We start from the raw sequence: 24902 nt of genomic DNA, 5'->3' as shown, positions 1-24902 counted from the left end.
GTGATACGCAAATAATTAGGTGAATAACTAAAAAGTAAAAGAAATAAGATAGGGAGTGTAATGTGTCTGAAAATGATGCACCTGATAATAAAACAGAAGCCCCTTCTTCTAAAAAAATTGAGGACGCACTCAACGAAGGCAATGCACCTATTTCACGTGAAGCATCTTTATTTTCTTCAATACTAGCCTGTCTCATTTATTTATTATTCTTCTTTTCTCCAGGAATCTATAGTGTAACTAGTGATCTTCACGTTTTACTTGCAAGCGCTACACAACGAAAATTAGAAGACATCTCCCATATAGTTTTTCTTTTGACACATTTAAGTCTAAGCGCTAGTAGACTAGTAATACCTGGACTATTGCTTTTTATGATGTTTGGTATTGGATCATATCTAATACAAAGAATCCCAGTTCTTAATCTGAATCATGTTAAACCGTCTTTTAAAAGGGTATCGTTACGTGAAGGGATAAAAAGAATTTACAGTATCAATAATTTAGTCAACTTTATGAAATCATTTGTGAAAATAATACTTGTAGGAACTATCATTACTATTTCTTTAACAGAAAATTATTTCACAATGCTCGATTTTATAAGCGCTAATCCTCACTCGATACTATATCATGCTTTTTTTACAGTACGCAAAGTACTAATCATGATACTACTATTCATAGCTACATTAACAGTTTTAGACATAGGTTGGAGTTACCATCAATGGTATTCGAAATTAAAAATGTCCAAACAAGAAATCAAAGACGAAATAAAACAATCATACGGCAATCCTATAATTAAAAATCGCCAAAAATCCATCGCACGCTCTAGAATAAGACACAAGATGATGGAGGCCACATCGCGCGCAACAATCATCATAACTAATCCTACACACTATGCATTAGCATTACGATACATACAAACGGAAAATGATGCACCAGTTTTAGTAGCTAAAGGCCAAAATTTAATTGCTAAAAAAATGCGAAAAATTGCTTATGAACACAATATTCCTATTTTTGAAGAGCCTTCACTAGCACGATCATTATTTAAACAAGTACCTATCAATAGCGCCATACCACCAGTTTTTTATAAAGCAGTTGCCCAACTGATATACAAAATATACCATAAAAAAATTTAAAGTATTTTTTCAATGGTTGCACATCTTTTCTTCTACGATAGAGAATTTTAGATACATTAAATCGAAATAGATTATTACAGCAGGAGTCCATATTGTTACTGATTCAATGGAACATTGATAGAAAAGAACACGCTTGTACACCATGGAAGAAGATGCAGAAGTTTTTCGCACCTCTCATGTAAGAGGTGTTCATGACATATTATTAAGATCATCATTCTTCTTAAAACTACAAAATATGAAAAATATAGGGTTGCAAAGATATTATAAAAGAGTAAAAACGGTTATTAGAGCCAAAAAATATCAAGAATGAGTTACGACTCAAACGGTCAAAAAGGTGGCTTGATACTATCTTTCAGGAACTAAGCGCTTGGATACATGATATGAAAGCAAGCAATATTGGTTAGAATATACGCCTGTATCGCATGGTAAAAAACGCGAAGAAAGGAGATCGATGCCTTGATCATACCTATTCACCGTGAGGAATATCTTATAATACTAAGAGATTAAGATCCAAACAAAGGAAGATAAGAGATGGAATTTCTTGGGGGAATAATATTTACGATCATATGTTTATATATGATGAATGGATACCAAAAAGAAAAAAAGGACATTGAACGCACAAGACTGAACATTGAACGCACAAGACTGACATGCGAAGAAGCTAGGCATACGCAAGACGAGAATTTAACCAAAGCATGCAAGGACGAACTGAAGAACATTAAAAGCAATCCAAAAGAAAAAGCCAAATGACAATGAACCTGAGAAATACGTACTGGAAGGAGGAGTCAGAACTAACTAGTTCCTTGTATCTAACACATACCCCGTTCTGCCAAGGATTGCAATCAACCTTGGCAGGATTGCGTAGGTAATCCTCAAAATGCTATTAATATTTTCAAAGCTCTTTCAAACAAAGCTCATCTCCTACCATTCCCAAGAGGAAAGATCACCAAAGTATCAGCAAATGTATCCAAAACGAATTGCTTTGGCAATTGCTTGAATGCGATTGACGGCGTCTAACTTGACTGTTGCTGATCCAAGGTATGCATTGACCGTATGTACTGATAAGCCTAATTTTTCGGCAATCTCTTCACTAGTATAACCATCTCCTGCCAACTGTAGACATGAAGTTTCTCGTTCTGTCAGATTTCTAGCAGCGGAAGAACGTTTTTTAAAGAGTTCCAAAAAATCCGTGATTACTTGATAACAAGCTCCATGCGCTTCAATAATAACTTCGTTAGCAAGCATCAGAAATTCTGAAGTAAAAATCACATATCCATTCTTATGGAAACCAAGACGGACAGGAAAGGCAATGCCGGCAAATGGCAATAATCCTCCCTCTAATCTAACGGATAATTGTCCTGACGATTCAATCACAGTTTCTTCTTGTATACTCTGCCATATTATTGGTAAAAGTCCTGAATTAAAGTGAAATAAGAAATCATCCCCATATGTCTCGATTAAAATATTGGGAATATCACCACTATCCAAATCATAATTATGCAATTCGCAAATCAATTGCTGACGCCTTGGAAAATCCAGCGCACTATTAATTGTATACAAAGCAAAATTTCTTGCTTTTATTCTATTTTGTATTAAATGTAGCCTTGGAGAGAGTTCTTGAAGACTAGATGATTTTTTCCCCGTGAGCGTATTTTCGGACAAATTTGTTTACCTCAAAATTATTTGGTTACTTCGTACAAATTCAATTTAAACAATGTTGTTACGTACAGCATAAGCTATGGCTCCAGATCGCGTTTTTGTAGCTGTTTTGCGCATAATGCTCGCAATATAGTTGTTGACGGTATTACGAGATATGCCAAGTATAACGGCTATCTCGTCACTAGTTTTTCCTTCTGAAATCCAAGTCAAACATTCAACTTCGCGCCCTGTTAATTCGAAGTCTTTACCCCAATGTACATCATAACTTTTGAACATATTAGCCTGATACGCAGCGAGCAAACCTATTTCCCATAAGCGATCTCGTAGAATAATCCGCCCTTTGGGGAACAATAACATCAACCCAATACGTATGCGCGCTACATCAAATGTAAGAGAACAATAACGATTATCCATACCAGCAGGTGGAGTTATATTTTCTGGCAACGTATGAAAAACAGGACAAAATAATTCTGTTGGACGTTGTAGAACATTATAGTACTTATCTTTTTCACTTAATGCCATACATCGTACTAAATCAAATGGCCAATCAGAACTCACTATGGAATCCAATTTTTGTTCTTGGAATAAATCCCACCGCACTAATAAAAAGTGACTCGCTCCAACATATTCAGTCAGCGCATACATTCTCATCGTCCAAGAAACCGTACAATCTAAAGGAATCATACGTGCCAACAAATCACTGCGTGTTGGAAGATGTGATACGAAAGACGTCCGTTGCTCATCTTCTCTATTTAAAACAATATTCACCTGCTGTATTTCGAAATTCATGATGCAAATTACCTTCAAAGATATGCTATTTCAGTATCAATCAAAATCACATTTGTTGGCCACATGTTTCACATGAGGGAAATGAATATTTTTTCTTATCTTATATAAAAAGCTCTACTTATATCGGCTTAATATAAAAAGTCTAAAAATCGAAAAGAAATTAAGTGACAGAAAAATAAAATTTTCAAACACAAATAATAACAGTAAACTCACTAAAAAAATAAATATCTAAAAAAAACACTACACCAACAGTCATGTTACTCTTTTTCAGAGATCTGTTAAAGAGTAAAAAAACAATTTTGTTATATAATGATACAATGAATACCTAACCCTTGTGATATATGTGCCATTAAAAATCAATAAAAGAGTATTATTGCTAGCTAATATGTTGAGTATATCGATCTTCTATTTCAGATCTAGCCCATTTTCGAAGAATTTTAGCAAAGCGTTCCTCGTTGATCTCAATCATATGCAAAAGACGAAGGTCTGATTGTTTGCTCACATAACTATTAATCCGAGACTGTAAATTTCTACTATGTGAAAAAATATCTTGGTTACTAGAATCTAAAGCTATATTATCGTTCGGCATTAGTCCTGTTGTAACCGCGGAAGAAATAGGAGGTGGGCTCAAAATAGATTTTCCCCCAACCTCCCCTTTTTTTGCATCATCTATGTTATGGAGACGGCGTAATGCATGTAGTCCTAAAAAAGTTACAAGTAATGTGCCTACTAGAAATACTAATGCATTGATTACAGTAGCAAAGTGACGCGATAGAATATCCATGAAACTCACCTGAACAGTCCCAGAGTTGAACAATTGATTTTCCAAAAAATCCATTGATGTAATAGTAATGGTGTCGCCACGTCTAGAATTAATACCTGTCGCAGCAGAAACTATCTTATTTATTTCTGCTAAATAAGAATCAATCTTACCTTGATCAGCTGATCGACCTAGCACTTCTGTAAGCCGCCCTTTATTAACAACAACCGCAATTGATAAACGTTCTAATTTATAATTATCATGAGTTGTAGCAATACTTTTGGTATTAATCTCATAATTACTCTGCTCTTCTTTTTTATCAGTATTTTCTAAAGAACGAGGCAATGGCACTTTTCTATCAGAGACATGAGGCATATTCTGCTCCACAGTAACAGCAGATTCTGGTTGACTAGTCTCTGATCTTTGAGCATCTTTAGATAAACGGATAGATCGCTCTACCTTAGAATCAGGATCATAAACTATCTCCCTAATCTGCTGTGTATCCATATTCAACTCAGCAACTACTGCTGATCGGAAGTTATCTACTCCTAAAAAAGCCGCTAAGGCTTTATTAATATTCATTTCAATTTCATGCTGGATAGCCTGTACTATACTAAGAGATTTTCCAAGAATATTTCTCTCCATTTCATTGGCAGTCAACAATTTTCCAGTGGAATCAAGTACTGTCACATCACCCATATCAAGATTTGGAACTGCAGCGGCTACAAGATGTCTGATGGCTTCAGCTGATTTATAGACAGATGGGTTAATAGCTCGAATCATAACTGAAGCCGTTGGCCTAGCACCAATCTTTCGAAAACTTCCCATATCAGGCATAACAATATGTACACGCGCAGCTACAATCCCAGAAATAGATTGTATAGTGCGAGCAATTTCCCCCTCAAGCGCACGCACCCGTGTAATTTCTTGCATAAATGAAGTCAGACCAAAAGAATTGACTTTATCAAAAAGTTCATAGCCAGAATTACTAGAACTACTAGGTAACCCTTGAGCAGCAAGATGAATACGTGCCTTTCCCACCATACTAGATGGCACTGAGATACTAGAACCATTATCGGAAATTCTAAAATCTATATTAGCTTCTGACAATGCAACAGATATTCTATTTACATCTGAAACCTCTAACTTTACATAAAGATTGTCATAATGTGGGCTATTCACGAAAAATCTCGCTGCCATAAATAACATTATGGGAACAAGAATGACCGAAGCCAAAATTAATATACGCGTACGCCCTAAAGACGTTCCACTTTTGAAAAACTGCAATAATTGATCTAAAATAGCCACTTTTTTCCCACTGAATACAATGGTATACACTTACCTGCATGGTCTCTACTGATATAAGCTTGTGCGAAAGTTACACTTTTATAAAGAATTTTATCTCAAGAATATTTGGCATATTGGAAGGTAAAAACGTAACTATCTATAAAAACTAGAAATTAATCGATATCAAACATTCTCTTAACTTCAAAATCAGACTAATTTTGCGTAAAGAAAAAATTTACATGTTTTATTGTCATATCATGAATTAATGTGTACAGTAGTCGCCCGTATTAAAAAAATGATCTTGAGTCTTGTACATGAAAAAAATCCGTAATATCGCAATTCAGATGAATCACATCTCAACTGTCAAAGTAAAGGAAGACTCAACCTTTGCAATAGCATTAGAGGCACAAGTACGCGGGTATCAGATATTTCACTACACACCAGATCAACTTTATATGCGCGATAGCAAAATCTACGCCAATACACAACCACTTTCCTTAGATGAAAAAAAGGAACAATATTACTCCCTTGGAGAAGAGAAAATTATTGATCTCTCACAAATGGATGTCATACTGATACGTCAGGATCCTCCATTTAATATGCATTATATTACTAGTACATACCTTCTAGAAAAAATAAATCCTGAAACACTGATAGTAAATAATCCCTTTTGGATACGCAATTCTCCCGAGAAAATTTTTGTTACCGAATTCTCCGAATTGATGCCTCCGACCCTTATCTCTCGAGATATCACTCAAATTACTAGATTCTATTTAGAGATGAAAGACATCATCATCAAACCGTTATATGGAAACGGTGGTACAGGTGTATTTCGTATCACACTAGGAGATCGTAATTTCTCTTCTTTAATAGAAATGCTATTCGAAAAATATCCAGAACCCCTTATGATACAATCATATTTACCACAAATACGCGACGGAGATAAACGCATCCTTTTATTAAATGGAAAACCCGTTGGCGCCGTTAATCGCATACCTTCTGAAGTCGACAATCGCTCTAATATTCACGCTGGGGGAAAAGCCGAACTAACAAAACTAACGAAGATTGATCTAGATATCTGCAAACGCATTGGAGAAAGTCTACGCGAACGCGGACTTTTCTTCACTGGCATCGATGTAATTGGTGATTATATAACCGAAATTAACGTCACCTCACCAACTTGCATACGTGAAATCCATCGAAATGGCGGAGAAAATGTAGCTTCACTATTCTGGGATGGAATCGAAAAAATAAAAGAAACCTAGGATAGTTTTGTTATATGCAAATAAAAGACATCAAATAATCAGAATATAATACAACTCTAATACGATATTTGGCGACGCCCCTACTGCTAAGTCCAACTATTTTTAATTCTTTTGTAACAAATCACGGATTTCAGTTAGCAACTGTACTTCAGCAGGAGGATTCTTGACATTTTCTGTCTGCTTAACCAGCTTGTTCATAAATTGTATAAGGACAAAAACTACTCCCGCTAAAATAAAAAAGTTAACTAGGACACTAGCAAAACTTCCATAAGCAAACACAGCTCCTTGTTTACGTGCTTCCGATATAAGCGAAGATTTAATCTCTGAACTCAATGGAAGAAAATAATTAGAAAAATCAGTCCCATTGCCCATGACACAGCCTACCAATGGCATCATAATATCTTCAACAATAGATTGAACAACACGATTAAAAGCTCCTCCGATTATAATCCCTACCGAAAGATCTATCACATTACCACGGGCAATAAACTTCTTAAACTCATTGAATACGGGAGTACCTTGAAACATTTTTTATCCTCTTTGCAGAACTTCATAATCGTATAAAAGAGATAACTCTATCTTGTCCCTACCTTCGTAGAAATCACCTATAATTTTGTATATAAAATTTTAATAATTTACTAACGATAAAAGTTATTGGAAAAATTCATATATATATTATCCACCTATCAACATTAAAACGTATCTCATAAGTAAATAATGGGCATACTAAAAATTAAATAACGTTTTCAGTTAAACATATTAAATCATAGAAATAATAGTTATATAATCATCACATATCTCTACTTAAAATCAAAAAATCATTCATTAAAATCAATATATATATTGCTAATATTTCATATGATTGTTATCAAAATAATTTTTCAATTTTAAAATATTGTATCATTTTGATAAACACTATACTATTAAGCAGATAGGAGATAAGAATGCTATAGTTAAATGTCACTAGATAATCTAGTAGTCATAAATTCTACTAGAATATAATTCTAATTTCTAAGAGATTGACGGTGTTCGTGATAAAAATGAACGCGACTATTATCAGAATGATTCTGTAACAGAGGATTCATAGATCATTCGAGGACTATTTACATTATTCCAAAAACAGAATTTTCACATGTTACAACAAAAAATTCAATCTTCAGCAAAAAAAACGTTTCTAACATACCCATATGGGTCCATTTACATACAAAGAAACATCCAGCTAATGGGGAAAATACTCTTTCTTTCTATAATAATGATTAGCATGGCATCAGAATTACATGCAAAACCCAAATATTCTAGTATTGTTATTGATGTTAACAAAAACCAAATGACTGGGTTTAAACAAGACGAACCACGCTATCCAGCATCCCTAACAAAAATGATGACTCTGTATATTATTTTTGAATACTTACAGTCAAAAAAATTACACTTAAATACACAAATCCCTGTATCCAAAACAGCAGCCACACAAAATCCATCTAAACTCTATTTAAAAGAAAAAACGTACTTTACCACAGAACAAGGCATTCTAGCACTGATTACACGTTCTGCTAACGACGTTTCTACAGCTTTTGGAGAGTTCATTAGCGGTTCAGAGAAAAAGTTTGCAATCCTCATGTCTAATAAAGCTAAAAAAATTGGCATGCAGAATACCATTTATAAAAATGCTAGCGGACTACATGACAAAAACCAAATAACGACAGCACGCGATCAAGCAATTCTTGGCATATTGCTTCGCAAAAACTTCCCACAATACTATAAATATTTTTCGATTCGTAAATTCCGATATAGAAATAGAATTATTACAAACCACAATAAGTTATTAAATAAGATGCATAACATAGACGGTATCAAAACCGGATATACTCGAAATTCAGGGTTTAACATTGTCACCTCTTTACGATATAAAGATGACCCAATAGTTGCTGTTGTTATGGGAATGCCAACCAGTCAGGAAAGAGATCAAAAAGCCTTAGAACTCATTACCTCATTTCTGGAAAAGAAAACCTTGAAACATCAACAAACTCACAGAAAAGATAATCTTTCATCTACATCTCTCAAAAAATCTTTGATGATAAAGAAACTCAAACGTACGTACTCTCAATTCAAAAAAATTGACGCAAAAGCACACTCCACTCAATAATAAACGATATCAAATGAACCATGATGATCATTTCATCTCAATCAATTGAGTTACACCTCTTGCTAAAACCAACGCAGCTTGGGTAGTTTAAAGGAAAATCAACAGAATATCTCAAGTGCTAATAGCTAATATTTTGATATATAGGGCATGTAAAATTTCATACATACGTGACAATTAAAAAAATGCCTGATAATTTGAGAGAATTACCATTTGAATATTCAAAAATTTTTTACTCTATATTCACAGTCTTTGTATATCGTGGGGAAAATTATCCTTATTTCATAAAGCATACAAGGCTGATCAATGCTGTTCGACAACCAATTTATAGAAAATATTCTAAAAGAAGATAGAGAAGATAACAACATCAAATCACTAGCGCAACTCCAGAGAATAGCAATCCGCACCGTATTAGCCAATAGAACCAAAAATATAAAATCAATCACGAAAGAATTCATGGAGTATTGGATTGCACATAGTTCACGTGCTTGGAGAACAAGCAAACCGAGAACATACTTGAACCTTCATATTGCTTCTCAATCAAAAAAAATTCCTGTATCCATATACATTGGGAATATACAAAAAAATAAAAAAATTTGAAGAAAAAATATATCAATAATTTTTAAGAAACACCAAATATCTAGAATTTGCAACAAGAGGCAAAAAACAAGGTTACCCTAACGATATACAATGCGATCACCGACTTGTTGCAAGGTTTCTTTTTATTTGTCAATTTTTAGAGAAACGAACCTACTCATATTATCATTACCGGATTGCATGTCAGGATCATACTTGATCTGCAAAAGAACAGAATCACGTTTCTTTTCTTTGGCTTTTCCTATAAGACGTTCAACATCTTTAATACAAGAAACTTCATGAGTATTTACAGAAACAATAGTCATTCCCTTCTGAATACCTTTAGCCTCTACCTCTCTCTCCCTATTTGGATTTAAAGCAACAATACGCACCAGCTTTTTATTACCATCATTAATATCCTGCAATACCATCCCGAGTAATTCCTTATCTCCCACCTCTAAATGCATATCGTTCTTAGCTGTAGGGGAACTTCCTAAAACCACGGCAACAGAATGCTTGCTTCCTTCTTTACACAGAGAAATCTTTACTTGTTCCTTAGGTGAACGAGATGCAATCTGCCATACAAAATCTTGATGACTTTTTATAATCCTTCCATCAAGCATACAAATAACATCACCAACTTTCATCCCCGCTTTATCTGCCGGAGATTCTTTTACAACAGCTGTAATTAATGAACCCTTTGTCCCACGCAAACCAAGAGGAATAGCTAATTCTTGTGTCAAATTTTGAGTCATAATGCCAAACCATCCGTGATCTACCCTTCCTTTTGAGATTAATGAGGGAATAGCTTTTTTGATAATAGACAGCGGAATAATCAATCCAACTCCCATATGAAACTGACCACTCGTGACAATCATGGCATTCACGCCTATCACATGTCCCAACGCATTAAAACAAGGTCCCCCAGAATTTCCCTGATTTATTGGTGCATCAATTTGTGTAAAAGTTCCTGGTCTATCTGGTATATCACGATCAAGCGCAGAGACAATCCCAGCACTGACAGTTCCACGTAATCTAAAAGGATTTCCAATAGTAAATACTGCTTCTCCAACACGAATATTATTAGCATCTTCAAACTCTACAGGGATAAATTTCCTATCGCTTTGCACTTTTAATACAGCTAAATCAAAAAGCGCATCTGTCCCAACAAGCTTTGCAGGTAATTCTGTATCATCTGAGAGGATGACACTGAAACTAGCACCGTCCTCCACTATGTGGTTGCTCGTCAGGATATAGCCATCATCAGTAATAAAAAAACCAGATCCAAACATTAACCTTTCTACTGTATCTGATAATATAGGCTCTTCCCCAGAGAAAAATTTATGGAAATCTTTTCGGAAATAATTTTTCAGAGGATGATCTTCAGGAAGATTTCCAAAACCATAAGCGTTAAACATTTGTTCTACTGATACCTTTTTCTTTGGCTCAACCATAACGGATACAATAGAAGGAGAAACGCGTGCAATAACAGGAGGAAGATCTACAGAGGATGGGGGAAGCTTAGCCTCTAAAACAAGATAAGTACTACTAAAAATAACACACGTTAAAGCCACAGTGCAAATACTCTTAACGGATAAAATCTGTCTTTTAAACATATTTAAAAACTCTACTCCTACATCATATAAAAGTCATAAAACAACACAGAACTATTGTAACTGATACCAAACACAAGAAAAATGGGAAAAAACGCACTTTTTTACCATATAATAATGGCTACAACCTGCAACGATCTATTAAAATATTTTCAATACATTCAACTAAACTATTAGAATCAACATAGTATAATACGACGATCTTGAAAATATTTCCTTAAAAAACGAGAATTAACAATGCATTTATTAAAATATTTTCGATAATAAATTTCGAGAAAATAAGTAGTCAAAACCCATCATCACGCACTCATAGCTATCAAATAGTGATATCAAAAGCAATGACGAAAACATCGCAGGAATCAAAAAAATATCTATACCTCTCACCGCATAAAGATAAAAAGAAAAAACCACATTTTGTAGTCAAAACATCACAAATAATACTAAAATAATATGTGGAAATACCTTATACCACTATGCATAGCATTTGTATTGAGTAGATTCATGATTATCTTCAGGGATAAAATTCAAAACGCGGGTATTAGGAAGAATGGCTATGACTTCAACCCCTTCTCGCAACTTAGACCTAATGAGAAATTGACCGCCATGATTAGCCATAATAGACTGTGCTATAGGAAGACCGAGCCCAACTCCTTGTTCAGCACTTTTAATGGCTATAGATCCTTGTCCAAAAGAAGTTAAAACAGTCGGTATTTCTCCTTCAGCAATTCCAGGACCATTATCCTTTATAGAGATATATTGCCCCCTTCCAGAAGTCCAACCAACTGTTACATGCACTCTCCCACCGATAGCAGTAAATTTTACAGCATTAGAAAGAAGATTTAAGATTACCTGCCGCATACCTTTTTCATCAGCCCATACAGATGAAAGGCTAGGATCGATTTTTTGAAATATCTCAATATTTTTTTCTTGTGCTCTCAGCTGTAACATAATTATACATTCGCGTACAATATCAATAAGAGATATAGCAGATTCACTGAGCTCATATCGTCCTGCTTCAATACGTGAAAGATCCAATATTTCGTTAATGAGATTCAGCAGATGTTGTCCAGAACGATGAATATCACCAATATATTCTTTATAAGTTTCATTATTTAATGGACCCATTGTCTCTAATTCTATCACTTCCGAAAACCCTAAAATAGCATTCAGAGGAGTCCTCAATTCGTGTGACATTGATGCGAGAAAACGGGATTTAGCGAGATTCTCTTCTTCGGCACGCTTTCTCGTCTCATCAGAAAGAGATTTTGCTACCTCTAATTCAGCAATAAGATCATCTTTTTCAGCCTGACAAGAAAGAATTTTCACATTAGATTTAAACAAATGATACGTAATGTAGGTGAAAAAAGATAATGCCGTAGCAAGCATTCCAGCAAGACTAATATCCAAAACATGCATACTCATAATTGCCTGCGTGCTGAGCGCTACTACTACTGGGAAAAACGATAAAAAAACAGCGTATGGGAGCATGAAATTGGATAATGCGCTAATTGACAAAGCAATAAGAAGGGTCGCACTTTTGTAAATTGTCAAATATTCCGGTGTCCATGTTCCCGGTTCAACCAATGTCAAAAGAGTCCAACATAATCCAATGGCAATCTGACCTACAAGAAGCCATATACGCCACACATATACTTCCCCAATTTTGATATCACTATTCATCACTTTTTTCCCCAGTGAAAGATTAGCAGCATAGACTGCTAATGTTATAAGGGACCACATAGGGAATATAGGGTTTTGAGTAAACCAAGTCCCTATGTTAGCAACGAGCAAAACAAAAAGTGGTAAAATTGGAGAAACACGAAACAAAGATTCAACATGCAAAGTAATAATTTCTCTGTCAAAATCCATCTTAGAAGGATATTCTAAACCCAAATGGTCTCCAGTAGGAGATATGAGAAGACCAACATCCTTTTCTTTATTTTTTCTTGACCTATACACTATACTCTTATTGTTCTTTGACATAAATCACTACGGATAGTTATGTTATGTTACGTGAAAACCATGCGAATTCTCTCACTATACGAACAGGATGTTTAAAATAAAATTAATATGAAAGGATGGTCATAAAAAGCAAAAAAAAATTGATCTAGTGCAATAGAATATTTTAGATTCCCTAGGATAAAAAATCCGTCGAGGCGTTTCTGGCATATTATAGTCCATCTAGTATAGTGCCAAAATATCATTTCGAACTAAAATCTTAATTATCATGATATAGATTTGGCTCAGCTATTTTAACCATTGATAGGCAACTATTTCCCGAGTATAGTTTTATTAGACTTGTGAGTGGAATTAAAAATAGTCATAATGCTGATTATTCTAAAAAGATCTTTTACCTTTACAAAATCAAGCCAATAAAACAATGGAGACTTTCATGAGTGAAAAAAACATTGACAAAGAAAAAAATCCTTCTAATGCAAATTCAAGTACTGCAGAAGAGAAATCCGAGATTAATATCCCTGAAGAATCTCTGAATCAATCAGAAGAATTTCGCGATAAATATCTCCGTGTCATTGCAGAAATGGAGAATTTACGTCGTCGAACCGATAGAGAAAAAAAAGATGCTCAATCTTATTCAATAGCGAAATTCGCTCGTGACATGCTATCTGTTTCAGATAATCTTTCTCGTGCACTCGACTCTGCCCCTCTAGACCTTGCAAATAGCGAAAAGAAAAGCGAAAGCGTCCTCAAATCCTTAATTGAGGGCATAGAAATGACCAGACGTGAAATGATGTCAACGCTAGAAAGATATGGTGTCAAAAAGATTGATGCTAAAGATCAAAAATTCAATCCCAACATGCATCAGGCTATGTTTGAAGAACCACACGATACAGTACCTGCTAATACCATAATCAAAGTAGTTCAAGATGGATACGCTATAAATGAACGCGTCCTCCGCCCTGCTTTAGTTAGCATTTCTAAAGGCAAGACCCAGAATCCAACAGAAGAAAAGAAGGAAACAATAGAACAACCTTCTCCTCTAGACATAGAAGAAAGAAACAAGACGCAAACAAAGAATTGATTTTCAATGTGCCTCGTATCTCAATCCTATTGCATCTGATATGCGCTTCTTTCCTCATGTTGAGGAAAGAAATAAACACTAGACAAAGCCCATATAACCGAATTATTGGAGGAGAATAATTAAAAAAAGTTTTTTCAGATCATAACCAAACCTATTCACAATCCTCTTTTCTTACACGCTCTTTATAGGGCTGCACTCCCGTAGTCATATAGTGTATAGTTTCCGCAATATTGGTAACATGGTCTCCAATACGCTCAATGTTTTTAGAACAAAAAAGAAGATGTGTACACAATGTGATATTACGTGGATCTTCCATCATATATGTCAATAATTCTCGGAATAGTGAAGTATGCATGGCATCTAATTCACCATCGCGATTACAAATCGACTGCGTTTTTTCTGTTGATCTACTACCATATACGTCTAGAATCTCCGACAACTGTTCTAACGATAGCTCTGCCAAAGGCTCAATAGTCCAAACCAACTTCCTAGGGACACCAAACATCTGCAAAGCCAATACACGCTTTGCAGTATTCTTAGCTAAATCTCCAATTCGCTCTAAATCAGCAGCTATTTTAATTGATCCAACTATCTCACGTAAATCAGATGCCATTGGTTGACGTTTAGCAATCGTTATAATTGCTTTGTCTCCTATATCCCTCTCCAACTGATCTAAAACAACATCGTTATCGATGACCTTATGCGCAAGAACGGTATCCCCTTCTATAAAAGCCCGAACTGAAGAATCAACCATTTTTCTAGAAACAATTCCCATCTCAACAATACGTCGAGAAAGAAAATCTAACTCTTCATCATACGCAGATAGTATATGACAAGACATCTCTCTACTCCTATCTTAAAAAGAAAACGAACAATTACAACTACCTTAGCCAAAACGCCCCATAATATAATCCTGAGTTCGCTGATCAGATGGAGCTGTAAACATCTTATCAGTATCATCTTCTTCCACTAGGTGTCCCATATGAAACATCGCAGCACGCTGTGATACACGGGCAGCTTGCTGCATAGAGTGAGTGACGATCACAATAGTCAAACTTTCACGCAATTCATGAATTAATTCTTCTACAGAAGCTGTAGCAATTGGATCAAGAGCAGAACAAGGTTCATCCATCAAAATGACTTCAGGATTAACTGCTAAAGCACGTGCAATACAGACACGTTGTTGTTGTCCCCCAGAAAGAAGCGAAGCATCGTGAAAAAGTCTATCCTTAACCTCATTGAACAAACTTGCCTTTTTCAAGCTCATTTCTACAATTTGATCTATATCTGCTTTATTATTCCCTAGACCATGTATACGCGGTCCATATGCAACATTATCATATATAGATTTTGGAAAGGGATTAGGTCTCTGAAATACCATTCCAACTCGAGCACGCAATCTTACAACATCAACAGATGATTGATAAATATTCTTTCCATCTAAAATAATTTCACCTGTAAAAACACAATTATCAATCGTTTCATTCATCCGATTTAAACAGCGTAGGAACGTTGATTTTCCACATCCTGAAGGACCGATAAGCGCCGTAACCGAATTCTGAGGAATTTTCAAGTTTATATCAAATAAAGCACGTTTTTCACCATAGCATACGGACACCTTGTTGCTTATCATTTTATAAATCTGATTCATGACAATATATCAATAATCCCCATTACCAACGCTTTTTAAAGCGATTCCTCAACCATAACATAGCTGTATTAATAACTGCTAGAAAAATCAATAAAAGCAATATAGCGCCAAATGTCCTTTCAACAAACGGTCTTTCTGCATCAGCTGCCCACAAATAAATTTGCACTGGGAATGCTGTAGCAATATCTGTAACACCTACTGGATAATCTGTTACAAAAGCAACCATTCCTACAAATAAAAGCGGTGCTGTTTCCCCTAATGCACGCGCTAAGCTAACAGTCGACCCCGTCAAAATAGCAGGCATTGCTAATGGCAAAACATGATGAAAAACAGTTTGAACCTTAGACGCCCCTAATCCTAATGCAGCAGATCGAATAGATGAAGGAACTGTCCTCAATGCCACACCTGTAGCAATAATAATACTAGGCAATGTCATCAAAGCTAAAATCAAACCACCCACAAGTGCTGTTGAACGTGGCATTTTAAAAAAATTAATCAACACAGCTGAACCAAGAATACCATATACGATAGAAGGAACAGATGCTAGATTATTGATATTAGCCTGTACAAAACTAGAAAAAAAACCTTTATGTGAAAACTCTTCTAGATATATAGCAGAAGCAATACCCAAAGGAAAGGATAGCCCTATAACGATCAACATCATATATAAAGATCCAACGACCGCCACCCCAATACCCGCTACTTCTGGTCGACTAGAAGCACCATTTATAAAAAAACCATAATTAAAATCCAAAAATAAAGCACCATCTGAATCTAATTTTTGAAACCACTTCCACTGGTAATCAGACATCCTGTGTACATTTGCAGGCGAATAAAGATATCCTTTCAAAGCAGAATCAATATTAGCACTAGCCAATAATGATACTTCTACTGTCTTGCCTATCAATGATGGATCTGTCATTAAAGTCTTACGGAGATGATAACGAGCTGTAGTAGATAACATCTGACTCGCTTGCCTTAATAACGCATGATTAGAATCAGAAATACTCAATTTACGCGCTAAAGCTTTTCGAACCAATAGATTGTAGTCTGCCCTTAACAAGATAGCAGGATCCATAAAACGCTTTTTCTGGGGGTCAACAATTGTTTCCGAGAATTCTATTGGCAAAGAAATATGAGTTTGCCACAAGGCACCTATGCCCTTCGAAACAATTGAAGATAACAACAGAATCAAAAACACAAAAACCACCAAAACAGCTACTACGCAATAAAAACGGAATAACCATTCAGAAATGTAACGATATTTTAAGTTCTTTTTATTGATAGAAAACGATTTCATTCGTACTTTCTCTGATATTTTTTCATGATATACATAGCATAGATATTAAGAAAAAATGTGATGCAAAATAAAGTTAATCCCAATGCAAAAGCCACTAGTGTCTGAGGAGAAGAAAAATCAAGATCACCTGTCAATTGATTCATAATCTTAACAGTTATAGTGGTCATTGATTCGAAAGGATTAAATTGAAGACGAGCAGCAACACCAGCGGCCAAGACCACAATCATTGTTTCTCCGATGGTACGTGATGCAGTCATCAAAATAGCCCCCGCAATACCAGGAAATGCTGCTGGGAAAATAACATATTTCATAGTTTCTGAACGTGTCGCCCCTAATCCCAGAGAACCATCTCTTAAAGAACGAGGAATCGATGAAATAACATCTTCTGATAGAGATGATACGTATGGAATAAGCATAATACCCATTACTAAACCAGCTGTTAAAACACTCTGCGCTTCAATAAAACTTTTGTAATTCCCTGTAATTAAACCATTCATATATATCGAGATATCTCGCAAAAACGGTCCCACCAAAGACAACGCAAAAAAACCATAAACAATTGTTGGAATACCAACCAACATTTCGGTAATAGGCTTAATGACAGCACGCAACTTCTTAGGAGCATATTCTGCCATATAAATAGCAATTAGCAAACCAATCGGCACAGAAAACAACATGGCTATAAATCCAATGTAGAAAGTCCCTATCAGCAAAGGAATGAGACCAAACTGCCCCATAACATTACTCGAACCAAGAGCGGGGAAACGAGGATCCCAAACAATTCCAAAGAAAAAATCTGTTGCCGAAATTATGCTAAAAAATTTAAAAGTATTAGCAAAAAGAGAGATTATTATACCAAACGATATTACAATAGAGAGAAGCAAACTGTTTCGCAATAAAAAAACAATAAATTTCTCCACTGCACTACGCGCACAAAAACTTGGCTTAATGCGCAAAATAGCATAAGAGCATCCCAGAAAAGAAAATAAGAACATGCATACATTCATCAAAATCCGACTTTTGCGTGATAAAATTTCTTGATAAAACGCCGCTTCAATAATCCAAGGACTTGGAACATATCCTGAGATTACATTCTGATATCTTAACAAATCGGATATATCCCCATCACCTTTTTGTATTTTGAATTTCGTATCAGGATCAAGAGAAGACAATGAGTCAACAATTTTATGCAGGATACTATAGGAAAATTGTCTATCACCTTCTGCCAAACTATTCAGGTAGTGGGAAAAACTATTACTAACTTGAAAATCAATGATATACGGAGAAAATAAAAACCACAGAAGAAAAATGAAAATATATGGTATAATTGAGTAAAGAGCCACATAAACACCATAATAACTTTCTTTGGAATAAAGACGAATGGCATTTTTCTTGGATAGAAATCTTGCACGCAAACATCCTAAAAAATAGGATACAAGACCTAAAAAGATTATACTAAAACCGGATAACAAGAGCAACCATCCTTCCTAGGTAAAGCAACTCACATAACTACTAAACAAGTTTGTTCCAGAACTACTCTTCCTAACCGCTCTTTCCAACTGCAATAGAATCTCGAACAGACTTCCGTTCTTCATTAGAAATAGGGATTAAACCATATTGAAAAAGCTGAGAATCAGGAGCCATCATTTCATCTGACACACTAAAAGAAACATATTCCCTAAGTCCAAGGACACTATTGAAATGCTGTCTCTTCACATAAAATAAAAGCGGACGCGAAATAGGGTATAACCCAGATACAATTGTACCCATGGAAGGCACAATCCCATCAATTGGCACAAGTTTTAAAACATCAGCATTGTTTTTATAAAAAGATAAACCGACGAAACCAAAAACATCTTTATTTACTTCTATCCTTGCTAAAGTTTCAGTATAATCTCCATCTACTTCAATAGCAATTCCGTCTTGTCGAACAGATGTACATGCCACACTCAATTGCTGAACATTATATTTAAACATATCACGCATTTTCGAAAAATTTCTAGATCTCACACAACCCTCTTGCAAGACTTTTTTTTCCAAAACTTCTCGAGTCCCATGCTTCCCACTTGGAACATAAATGGCGATGCGAACTTCAGGAAAATCAGGTCTGATCTCTGACCACTTTTTCAATGGATTGAACACAACTTTATCATCGACGATTAAATAAGAAGCCAATGCCTTGTAAAGATCCTCGACAGTCAAAGAAACACTTACCATATCTCTATCGCTTACCAGCAATATACCGTCATGCCCTATCGTCACTTCTTGAATATCAGAAACACCATGCTTCTTACACTCATCTAATTCATTCTGAGTTATTTTTCGGGAAGAGTTGACAATATCAATAGTATCATCGCCAATACCCCTGCAAAATTCTTTTAGACCAACACTAGAACCCCCAGACTCCACAAAAGGCGTCTTAAATTCAGGAAAATATTCGCTGAAATTCTCGGCAATAATCTTGGAATAAGGAAATAATGTCGAAGATCCTGCTATCCTGATGCGGTTACGGGCAAAGGTTCCTGTACCACAATATACTTCCAAGACAACAAAACACATAAGAACTACAAAAAAAAATCTCACCGCAACCTCTACAGTTCAAAACTCTAAGTTACTCTATGCGCAAACAACAACCCAAGAATGTACATTTCTTATCTTTCTCGACAATGCTCCTGCACGACATCACCTCTTAACCGCAGTTCAAATATGCACTCTTAATTACAGACAGAATGTACCCCCACATACAAGACAAATCATATCTCACGGCACTCCTCATAACCAGTAAGAGCACCGAAAGAAAGCCTTCTACGCATTTTACCGTATATTATTCTCGGTTATCCTCAAAAAACTTATATCTGTTAAAATAATGGAAAGGTTATCTCAATAGCTACAGAACGTGAATTTAAAATACTTTAATAACAAAAGATCTCTTAGATACTCTTACAACCGATAATAAGTCCAATAAGCATATCCTCTAAAGGAATCAATCTAACTTCTATCAACCACCAATTCTAACAAAATAACTTAAAAAAATCATCTATCAATCATAGATTTTTCTACAACTTTAGAATAAAATGTGTTGTGCGAGTTAGTCAATTCCACGCGTGAAGCACTGGCACTTATATATTTCTGACCATCAGGTAAGCCACTTTAGCTCAGTTAGGTAGAGCGCATCATTCGTAATGATGAGGTCACGTGTTCGATTCACGTAAGTGGCACCAGTTGACGATCTACTTTCGTTCTTCAGGAAGGATAGTGTGCTTATTAATGAGATTCATTTGCACTATACCAAATATTAAAAAGATAGGGAATATTCCTATTGCTTTAAAAAATATCCATGTTTCTGTAGAGAAATTACGCCACACTATTTCATTGCAAAAAGATAAAAACAAGAAAAAAAATGCCCACCGAAGAGTCAGCTTACGCCAACCTATTGAATCTAAACATATTACTTGAGAAAGAAAAAATCTGACAAAACTCTTTCCAGATAAATAGCCAACAAATAAAACAACAGAAAAAACAAAATAGAAGAATGTGGGCTTCATTTTTATAAGAGATTCATCACGCAACCAAACAGTCAAACTGCCAAATACTAATACGCATACTCCAGAGACTACTGGAATGACCCGAAATTCACGAAAAAAAAACCAAAACATCCCTAACGATACAGCAGTCAACACCATAAATAACAGAGTTGAAACAAAGATAATCCCCCCTAAATTTGATAACATGGGGAAATAAAAAAACAGCTTTTCCCCATAAAAGTTACACAACCAAAAAGCAATCCCAGGACTGAATTCTAATAAAAAACAAACGATTTTACTTTGTGATTGCGATCTACTCATATCTTCTCCTCACCATAATCTAAACATCCGGTAATAACAGCAGAAAAATCCTTTGCTACAAAAGGCTCAAGATCATTAATCCCCTCTCCTACCCCTAAAAAATAAACAGGAATTTTATGTGTCACAACAATAGGAATCAGCCCTCCTCCTCGCGCTGTACCATCCATCTTTGTCATAATAAGCCCAGTTGTCCCTGCGACAGCATGAAACATTTCTACTTGACGTAAAGCATTCTGCCCAGTTGTGGCGTCTAAAACTTGTAATACACTATGTGGAGCATGAGGATCTAAACGTTTTAATACCCGAATCATCTTACCAATACCCGCCATAAGTATAGAATTATTATGAAGACGACCTGCGGTATCAATGATCAAGACATCTACTTTCTTCGCTTGCGCTTGTTTGAAAGCCTCATACGCAAGGGCTGCAGCATCAGAACCAATTTCAGAACACACAAAATCAGCAGATGTACGATCTGCCCAAATCTTCAATTGATCAATAGCTGCAGAACGAAAAGTATCTCCTGCCGCAAGCATTACCTTTAAACCAGCATCTGACATTTTTTTCGATAATTTACCAATAACAGTAGTCTTCCCTACGCCATTTACTCCCACAACAAGAATAACATGTGGTCTATGAGAAAAGTCCCAATTAAAAGGCTTCGAAAGTGGCATCAACATCTTATGAATCAGCTCAGAGACATCATACAACACACGTTGAACAGACACATCTTTAGCATAACGCTTTGTAAGCAATTCTTCCACTATCTTCTGGGCAACCGCTACTCCTATATCAGAGCGAATTAGAAGATCTTCTAATTCTTCTCGAACACCATCATCAAGTCGTCTGCTTGATATAATATCCGTAATCCCTTCCTTCAATTTTAAAGATGTAGATGCAAATCCTTTAGTTAGTTTTCGTATCCAAGATAAAGATTCCGATGCGACTTTTTGATTACTCAATCTGTTCTCCGAAAAAGAATTTTCTTATAGCTATTTAAATTAAAATAGACAAAAAACCATTACGCTGTTGCAAGTAGAAACTTTGAACAATAATAAAAATCCATAAAAAAGTTTCCCATTGCAACAAACACAATCTTATAATTAATTGCAACAAATGACCTTAGATGCGCGAAAAAATAAAAACCAATAATATTGGATTAATATGCCTCATCATCCTCATTTTTCTTTATCCATTTCCCCGTTTTAATATCCAGTTTCCCCTCCCATTCTTTTTTCGCCTCTCCAGTCATAAAAACATGGTTATTATCATGCCACTCAATCAAAAGCCCTCCTCCCAACATCTTAACTGATACCGCACGATTTGTCTTGTGCAAACATCCAGACGCAACAACAGAAGCACAAGCAGCTGATCCACAGGCAGCAGTTAAACCTACGCCACGCTCCCAAGTGCGTAAATCAAGAGATTCTAAAGAAGTAACCCGTGCTATAGAAAGATTAACACCTTCCGAAAACATAGGATGCTTTGCTAAAAGATTTCCAAAACTAGCAAGGTCATAATGATATAAGTCATCTTCTACAAAAAAAATTGCATGTGGATTCCCCATAGAAACCACAAACGGATTCCGCAAAAACAAGTGATTAACTGGACCTATATGAAATCGATCCCTATCCATCTTATCAAATGATCGTGCCAGAGGAATGAGCTTCCAATCCAAAATCGGCTCACCCATATCAACAGAGATCGATCCATCCCTATTTTCTTTAGCCACTAAAATTCCTCGTATGGTTTCAAAAGTGAAAGACTTTCTCTTCATCCTAGACGTAAGAAATCGCACAACACAACGCATCCCATTCCCACAAGACTGCACTTCGGATCCATCACAGTTTATAATACGAATAAAGGCATCGACAGATGCATCTTGAAAATCATGAATTAACATAATTTGATCAAAATGGGTATTATCGTCCGTGGATAGAGCATTAATTGCGTCTGAGGTTATATTATCGTGACAACCCCGCATATCAATGACAAGAATTTTATTCCCTATCCCTTCCATTTTTGCAAAATCTACCATAGATGATTGCATTTTTCCTCCTTATTTTCCCACCATCACAAGTGCGAGTATAAGCATTACCAAAGTCATACATTCAAACTTGATTCACAAAATTTTCAATGATTTACTTCTTAATCAGTGACGCTGGATTATATGCAAATTGTTGAGTATAACGTTGTCAAAATAATTTGGTGTTTTTACTCGCAAAAAATCTCTTTAATCTCTCTTTTTATATGTTAAATTTATTAAACTATCTATAGCCAGATAAATTATTCTCAGAAGGTAAAAGCAGTGTTTGATAATTTACAAGAACGCCTCGGATCCATTTTTCAAAATATTACTGGAAAAGGAAGTTTATCAGAAACAGATATTTCTAACACTTTACGAGAAATACGCCGCACTTTTTTGGAAGCAGATGTATCACTTGAAGTGGTGCAATCTTTCAGTAAAAGAGTCCAAGAGAAAGCAAAAGGAGAGAAAATTCTCAGAAGCATTCAACCTGGACAAATGGTTATTAAAATTGTCCATGATGAACTAGTTGAAGTGCTCGGAAAGGAGAGTATAGAATTAGACCTCAACGCTCCTTCTCCTCTTGTTATCATGCTCGTTGGTCTACAAGGATCTGGGAAAACCACAACAACTGCTAAAATTGCCTACCACCTAAAGACTTTAAAAAAGAAAAAAATTTTGATGGCTTCTCTTGATGTACACCGTCCAGCCGCACAGGAACAATTGAGATATCTTGGAGAGCAAATTCAAGTGGATACTCTCGAAGTTATCCCAGAACAATCACCTGAAAAAATAGCAATACGTGCCACACAAAGTGCGCGCGATGGTGGTTATGATGCCGTTATTTTAGACACAGCAGGGCGTAATCATATCAATGATTCTCTCATGCAAGAAATAAGTGAAATTAAATCACTAACCAATCCTCATGAAATTTTACTTGTAGCAGACGCTCTAACAGGACAAGATGCTGTTCATCTTGCACGTAATTTTGATAAAATAGTAGACTTAACAGGTATTATTCTCACCCGCATGGATGGTGATGGTCGTGGCGGGGCAGCCTTATCAATGCGCACAGTCACAGGAAAACCCATTAAAGCCATCGGTACAGGAGAAAAAATAAATGATTTAGAAAACTTCTTCCCTGATAGAATTGCCAATAGAATCCTCGGTATGGGCGATGTAGTATCTTTAGTGGAAAAAGCTGCCCGCAATCTAAATGAAAAGCAGGCAGCTTTAACAGCTAAAAAAATTGCCAAAGGGAAATTTGACCTTGAAGACCTAGCAGAACAATTTCGTCAAACACAAAAAATAGGAGGAATCGGTTCTATTTTACGCATGTTACCCGGAATGCCCTCTCTCAAACAAAATATCATGCCTTCCAGCTTTGATGACAAAACCATTAATCATCATATTGCAATTATTGCATCTATGACAAAAGAAGAGCGTGCTAACCCAAGTATTATAAAGCATTCTCGCAAAAAACGCATAGCCGCAGGATCAGGAACTAATGCAGCAAAAATAAACAAGCTTTTGAAATTACATCGTCAAGTAGCAGAGATGATGCATTCTACACAAGGACTTGGTGGCAATGCACTGACTCAGCAAATAATGGGAAGACTCAAAAGTAAAATAGGATTTGGCAAAAATGGAAGATTCCCAGACTTCTAAATCGTTAACCAATTAATCAGGAATATCTATCTCCACTCCATATCAACATTATTTCTTATCAAGAAAAGGTTTTTAGTAAAAGAAACACGCACATGCACAATAGGATTGAATCTAACAAAATAATGTATCGTAGATTGTTATCCTCTGTTAGAAAAA

Annotated in this window: 20 protein-coding genes and 1 tRNA gene; 7 read left to right on the top strand and 14 right to left on the bottom strand. The window is 35.6% G+C overall.

The features are described 5' to 3' along the window. Window positions 1-62: 62 nt before the first annotated feature. Window positions 63-1127, top strand: a complete 1065-nt coding sequence (locus CD16_RS02595) for an EscU/YscU/HrcU family type III secretion system export apparatus switch protein (protein ID WP_015452471.1) — start codon at window positions 63-65, stop codon at window positions 1125-1127. A gap of 954 nt (window positions 1128-2081) precedes the next feature. On the opposite strand, the gene CD16_RS02585 is transcribed toward CD16_RS02595, so the two are convergent. From CD16_RS02585 to fliF, 3 genes are all read right to left on the bottom strand, one after another. Continuing rightward, on the bottom strand, window positions 2082-2789 hold the full coding sequence (locus tag CD16_RS02585) for a helix-turn-helix transcriptional regulator (RefSeq protein WP_015452468.1): 708 nt from the start codon (window positions 2787-2789) through the stop codon (window positions 2082-2084). A 45-nt stretch (window positions 2790-2834) separates the two neighbouring features. Continuing rightward, window positions 2835-3575 carry a transcriptional regulator VisN gene (gene visN, locus CD16_RS02580; RefSeq protein WP_015452467.1) on the bottom strand — a complete coding sequence of 247 codons (741 nt, stop codon included), beginning with the start codon at window positions 3573-3575 and terminating at the stop codon, window positions 2835-2837. Between the two features lie 376 nt (window positions 3576-3951). Further along, window positions 3952-5643: a flagellar basal-body MS-ring/collar protein FliF gene (gene fliF / locus CD16_RS02575; protein ID WP_015824893.1), complete on the bottom strand. Its 1692-nt coding sequence runs from the start codon at window positions 5641-5643 to the stop codon at window positions 3952-3954. A 293-nt stretch (window positions 5644-5936) separates the two neighbouring features. Between fliF and gshB the strand changes: the two genes are divergently transcribed. Further along, window positions 5937-6887, top strand: a complete 951-nt coding sequence (gene gshB, locus CD16_RS02570; protein WP_015452465.1) for a glutathione synthase — start codon at window positions 5937-5939, stop codon at window positions 6885-6887. A gap of 102 nt (window positions 6888-6989) precedes the next feature. Here gshB and mscL read toward each other — a convergent pair whose 3' ends face one another. After that, window positions 6990-7415 (bottom strand): large conductance mechanosensitive channel protein MscL, encoded by a 426-nt coding sequence (mscL, locus tag CD16_RS02565; RefSeq protein WP_015452464.1) that lies wholly within the window; start codon window positions 7413-7415, stop codon window positions 6990-6992. 733 nt (window positions 7416-8148) lie between these two features. On the opposite strand from mscL, the gene CD16_RS02560 reads away from it, so the two are divergent. Then, window positions 8149-9030 (top strand): D-alanyl-D-alanine carboxypeptidase family protein, encoded by an 882-nt coding sequence (locus CD16_RS02560; RefSeq protein WP_238556185.1) that lies wholly within the window; start codon window positions 8149-8151, stop codon window positions 9028-9030. A gap of 303 nt (window positions 9031-9333) precedes the next feature. Then, window positions 9334-9627 (top strand): hypothetical protein, encoded by a 294-nt coding sequence (locus tag CD16_RS02555; RefSeq protein WP_015452462.1) that lies wholly within the window; start codon window positions 9334-9336, stop codon window positions 9625-9627. A gap of 122 nt (window positions 9628-9749) precedes the next feature. On the opposite strand, the gene CD16_RS02550 is transcribed toward CD16_RS02555, so the two are convergent. Next, the gene (locus CD16_RS02550; protein ID WP_015452461.1) at window positions 9750-11219 is read right to left on the bottom strand and encodes a trypsin-like peptidase domain-containing protein; all 1470 of its coding nucleotides are present in this window, start codon (window positions 11217-11219) and stop codon (window positions 9750-9752) included. A 468-nt stretch (window positions 11220-11687) separates the two neighbouring features. Next, entirely contained in the window at window positions 11688-13199 is a 1512-nt protein-coding gene (locus CD16_RS02545; RefSeq protein ID WP_040055302.1) for a sensor histidine kinase, read from the bottom strand. Window positions 13200-13608: 409 nt separating this feature from the next. Between CD16_RS02545 and grpE the strand changes: the two genes are divergently transcribed. Then, complete coding sequence (gene grpE, locus CD16_RS02540; RefSeq protein WP_015452459.1) at window positions 13609-14256, top strand: nucleotide exchange factor GrpE; 648 nt, start codon at window positions 13609-13611, stop codon at window positions 14254-14256. Between the two features lie 151 nt (window positions 14257-14407). Here grpE and phoU read toward each other — a convergent pair whose 3' ends face one another. The 5 genes from phoU to CD16_RS02515 all read right to left on the bottom strand — a co-directional run bounded on the left by phoU (window position 14408) and on the right by CD16_RS02515 (window position 19790). Further along, window positions 14408-15097 (bottom strand): phosphate signaling complex protein PhoU, encoded by a 690-nt coding sequence (gene phoU, locus CD16_RS02535; RefSeq protein WP_015452458.1) that lies wholly within the window; start codon window positions 15095-15097, stop codon window positions 14408-14410. Between the two features lie 45 nt (window positions 15098-15142). After that, window positions 15143-15907 carry a phosphate ABC transporter ATP-binding protein PstB gene (gene pstB, locus CD16_RS02530; protein ID WP_015452457.1) on the bottom strand — a complete coding sequence of 255 codons (765 nt, stop codon included), beginning with the start codon at window positions 15905-15907 and terminating at the stop codon, window positions 15143-15145. Between the two features lie 22 nt (window positions 15908-15929). Continuing rightward, window positions 15930-17207, bottom strand: coding sequence for a phosphate ABC transporter permease PstA (gene pstA, locus CD16_RS02525; protein ID WP_015452456.1), 1278 nt, complete (start codon window positions 17205-17207; stop codon window positions 15930-15932). Beyond that, on the bottom strand, window positions 17204-18685 hold the full coding sequence (pstC, locus tag CD16_RS02520; RefSeq protein WP_015452455.1) for a phosphate ABC transporter permease subunit PstC: 1482 nt from the start codon (window positions 18683-18685) through the stop codon (window positions 17204-17206). Before pstC ends, pstA begins: the two co-directional genes overlap by 4 nt. Before the next feature lie 64 nt (window positions 18686-18749). After that, window positions 18750-19790 carry a substrate-binding domain-containing protein gene (locus CD16_RS02515; protein ID WP_015452454.1) on the bottom strand — a complete coding sequence of 347 codons (1041 nt, stop codon included), beginning with the start codon at window positions 19788-19790 and terminating at the stop codon, window positions 18750-18752. A gap of 561 nt (window positions 19791-20351) precedes the next feature. On the opposite strand from CD16_RS02515, the gene CD16_RS02510 reads away from it, so the two are divergent. Then, window positions 20352-20428: transfer RNA gene (locus CD16_RS02510), tRNA-Thr, on the top strand. A 9-nt stretch (window positions 20429-20437) separates the two neighbouring features. Here the strand turns inward: CD16_RS02510 and CD16_RS02505 are convergent. The 3 genes from CD16_RS02505 to dapF all read right to left on the bottom strand — a co-directional run bounded on the left by CD16_RS02505 (window position 20438) and on the right by dapF (window position 23102). Continuing rightward, on the bottom strand, window positions 20438-21052 hold the full coding sequence (locus tag CD16_RS02505) for an inner membrane-spanning protein YciB (RefSeq protein ID WP_015452453.1): 615 nt from the start codon (window positions 21050-21052) through the stop codon (window positions 20438-20440). Next, window positions 21049-22014, bottom strand: coding sequence for a signal recognition particle-docking protein FtsY (ftsY, locus tag CD16_RS02500; protein WP_015452452.1), 966 nt, complete (start codon window positions 22012-22014; stop codon window positions 21049-21051). The genes CD16_RS02505 and ftsY overlap by 4 nt, the downstream gene beginning before the upstream one ends. 197 nt (window positions 22015-22211) lie before the next feature. Further along, complete coding sequence (dapF, locus tag CD16_RS02495) at window positions 22212-23102, bottom strand: diaminopimelate epimerase (RefSeq protein WP_015452451.1); 891 nt, start codon at window positions 23100-23102, stop codon at window positions 22212-22214. Window positions 23103-23360: 258 nt separating this feature from the next. Between dapF and ffh the strand changes: the two genes are divergently transcribed. Further along, window positions 23361-24746 (top strand): signal recognition particle protein, encoded by a 1386-nt coding sequence (gene ffh, locus CD16_RS02490; protein ID WP_015452450.1) that lies wholly within the window; start codon window positions 23361-23363, stop codon window positions 24744-24746. The last annotated feature ends 156 nt before the right edge of the window (window positions 24747-24902 follow it).

Origin of the sequence: Candidatus Liberibacter asiaticus (genome assembly GCF_000590865.3) — a bacterium.
GTDB lineage: Bacteria > Pseudomonadota > Alphaproteobacteria > Rhizobiales > Rhizobiaceae > Liberibacter > Liberibacter asiaticus.
This window is presented reverse-complemented; position numbering and strand designations above follow the sequence as displayed.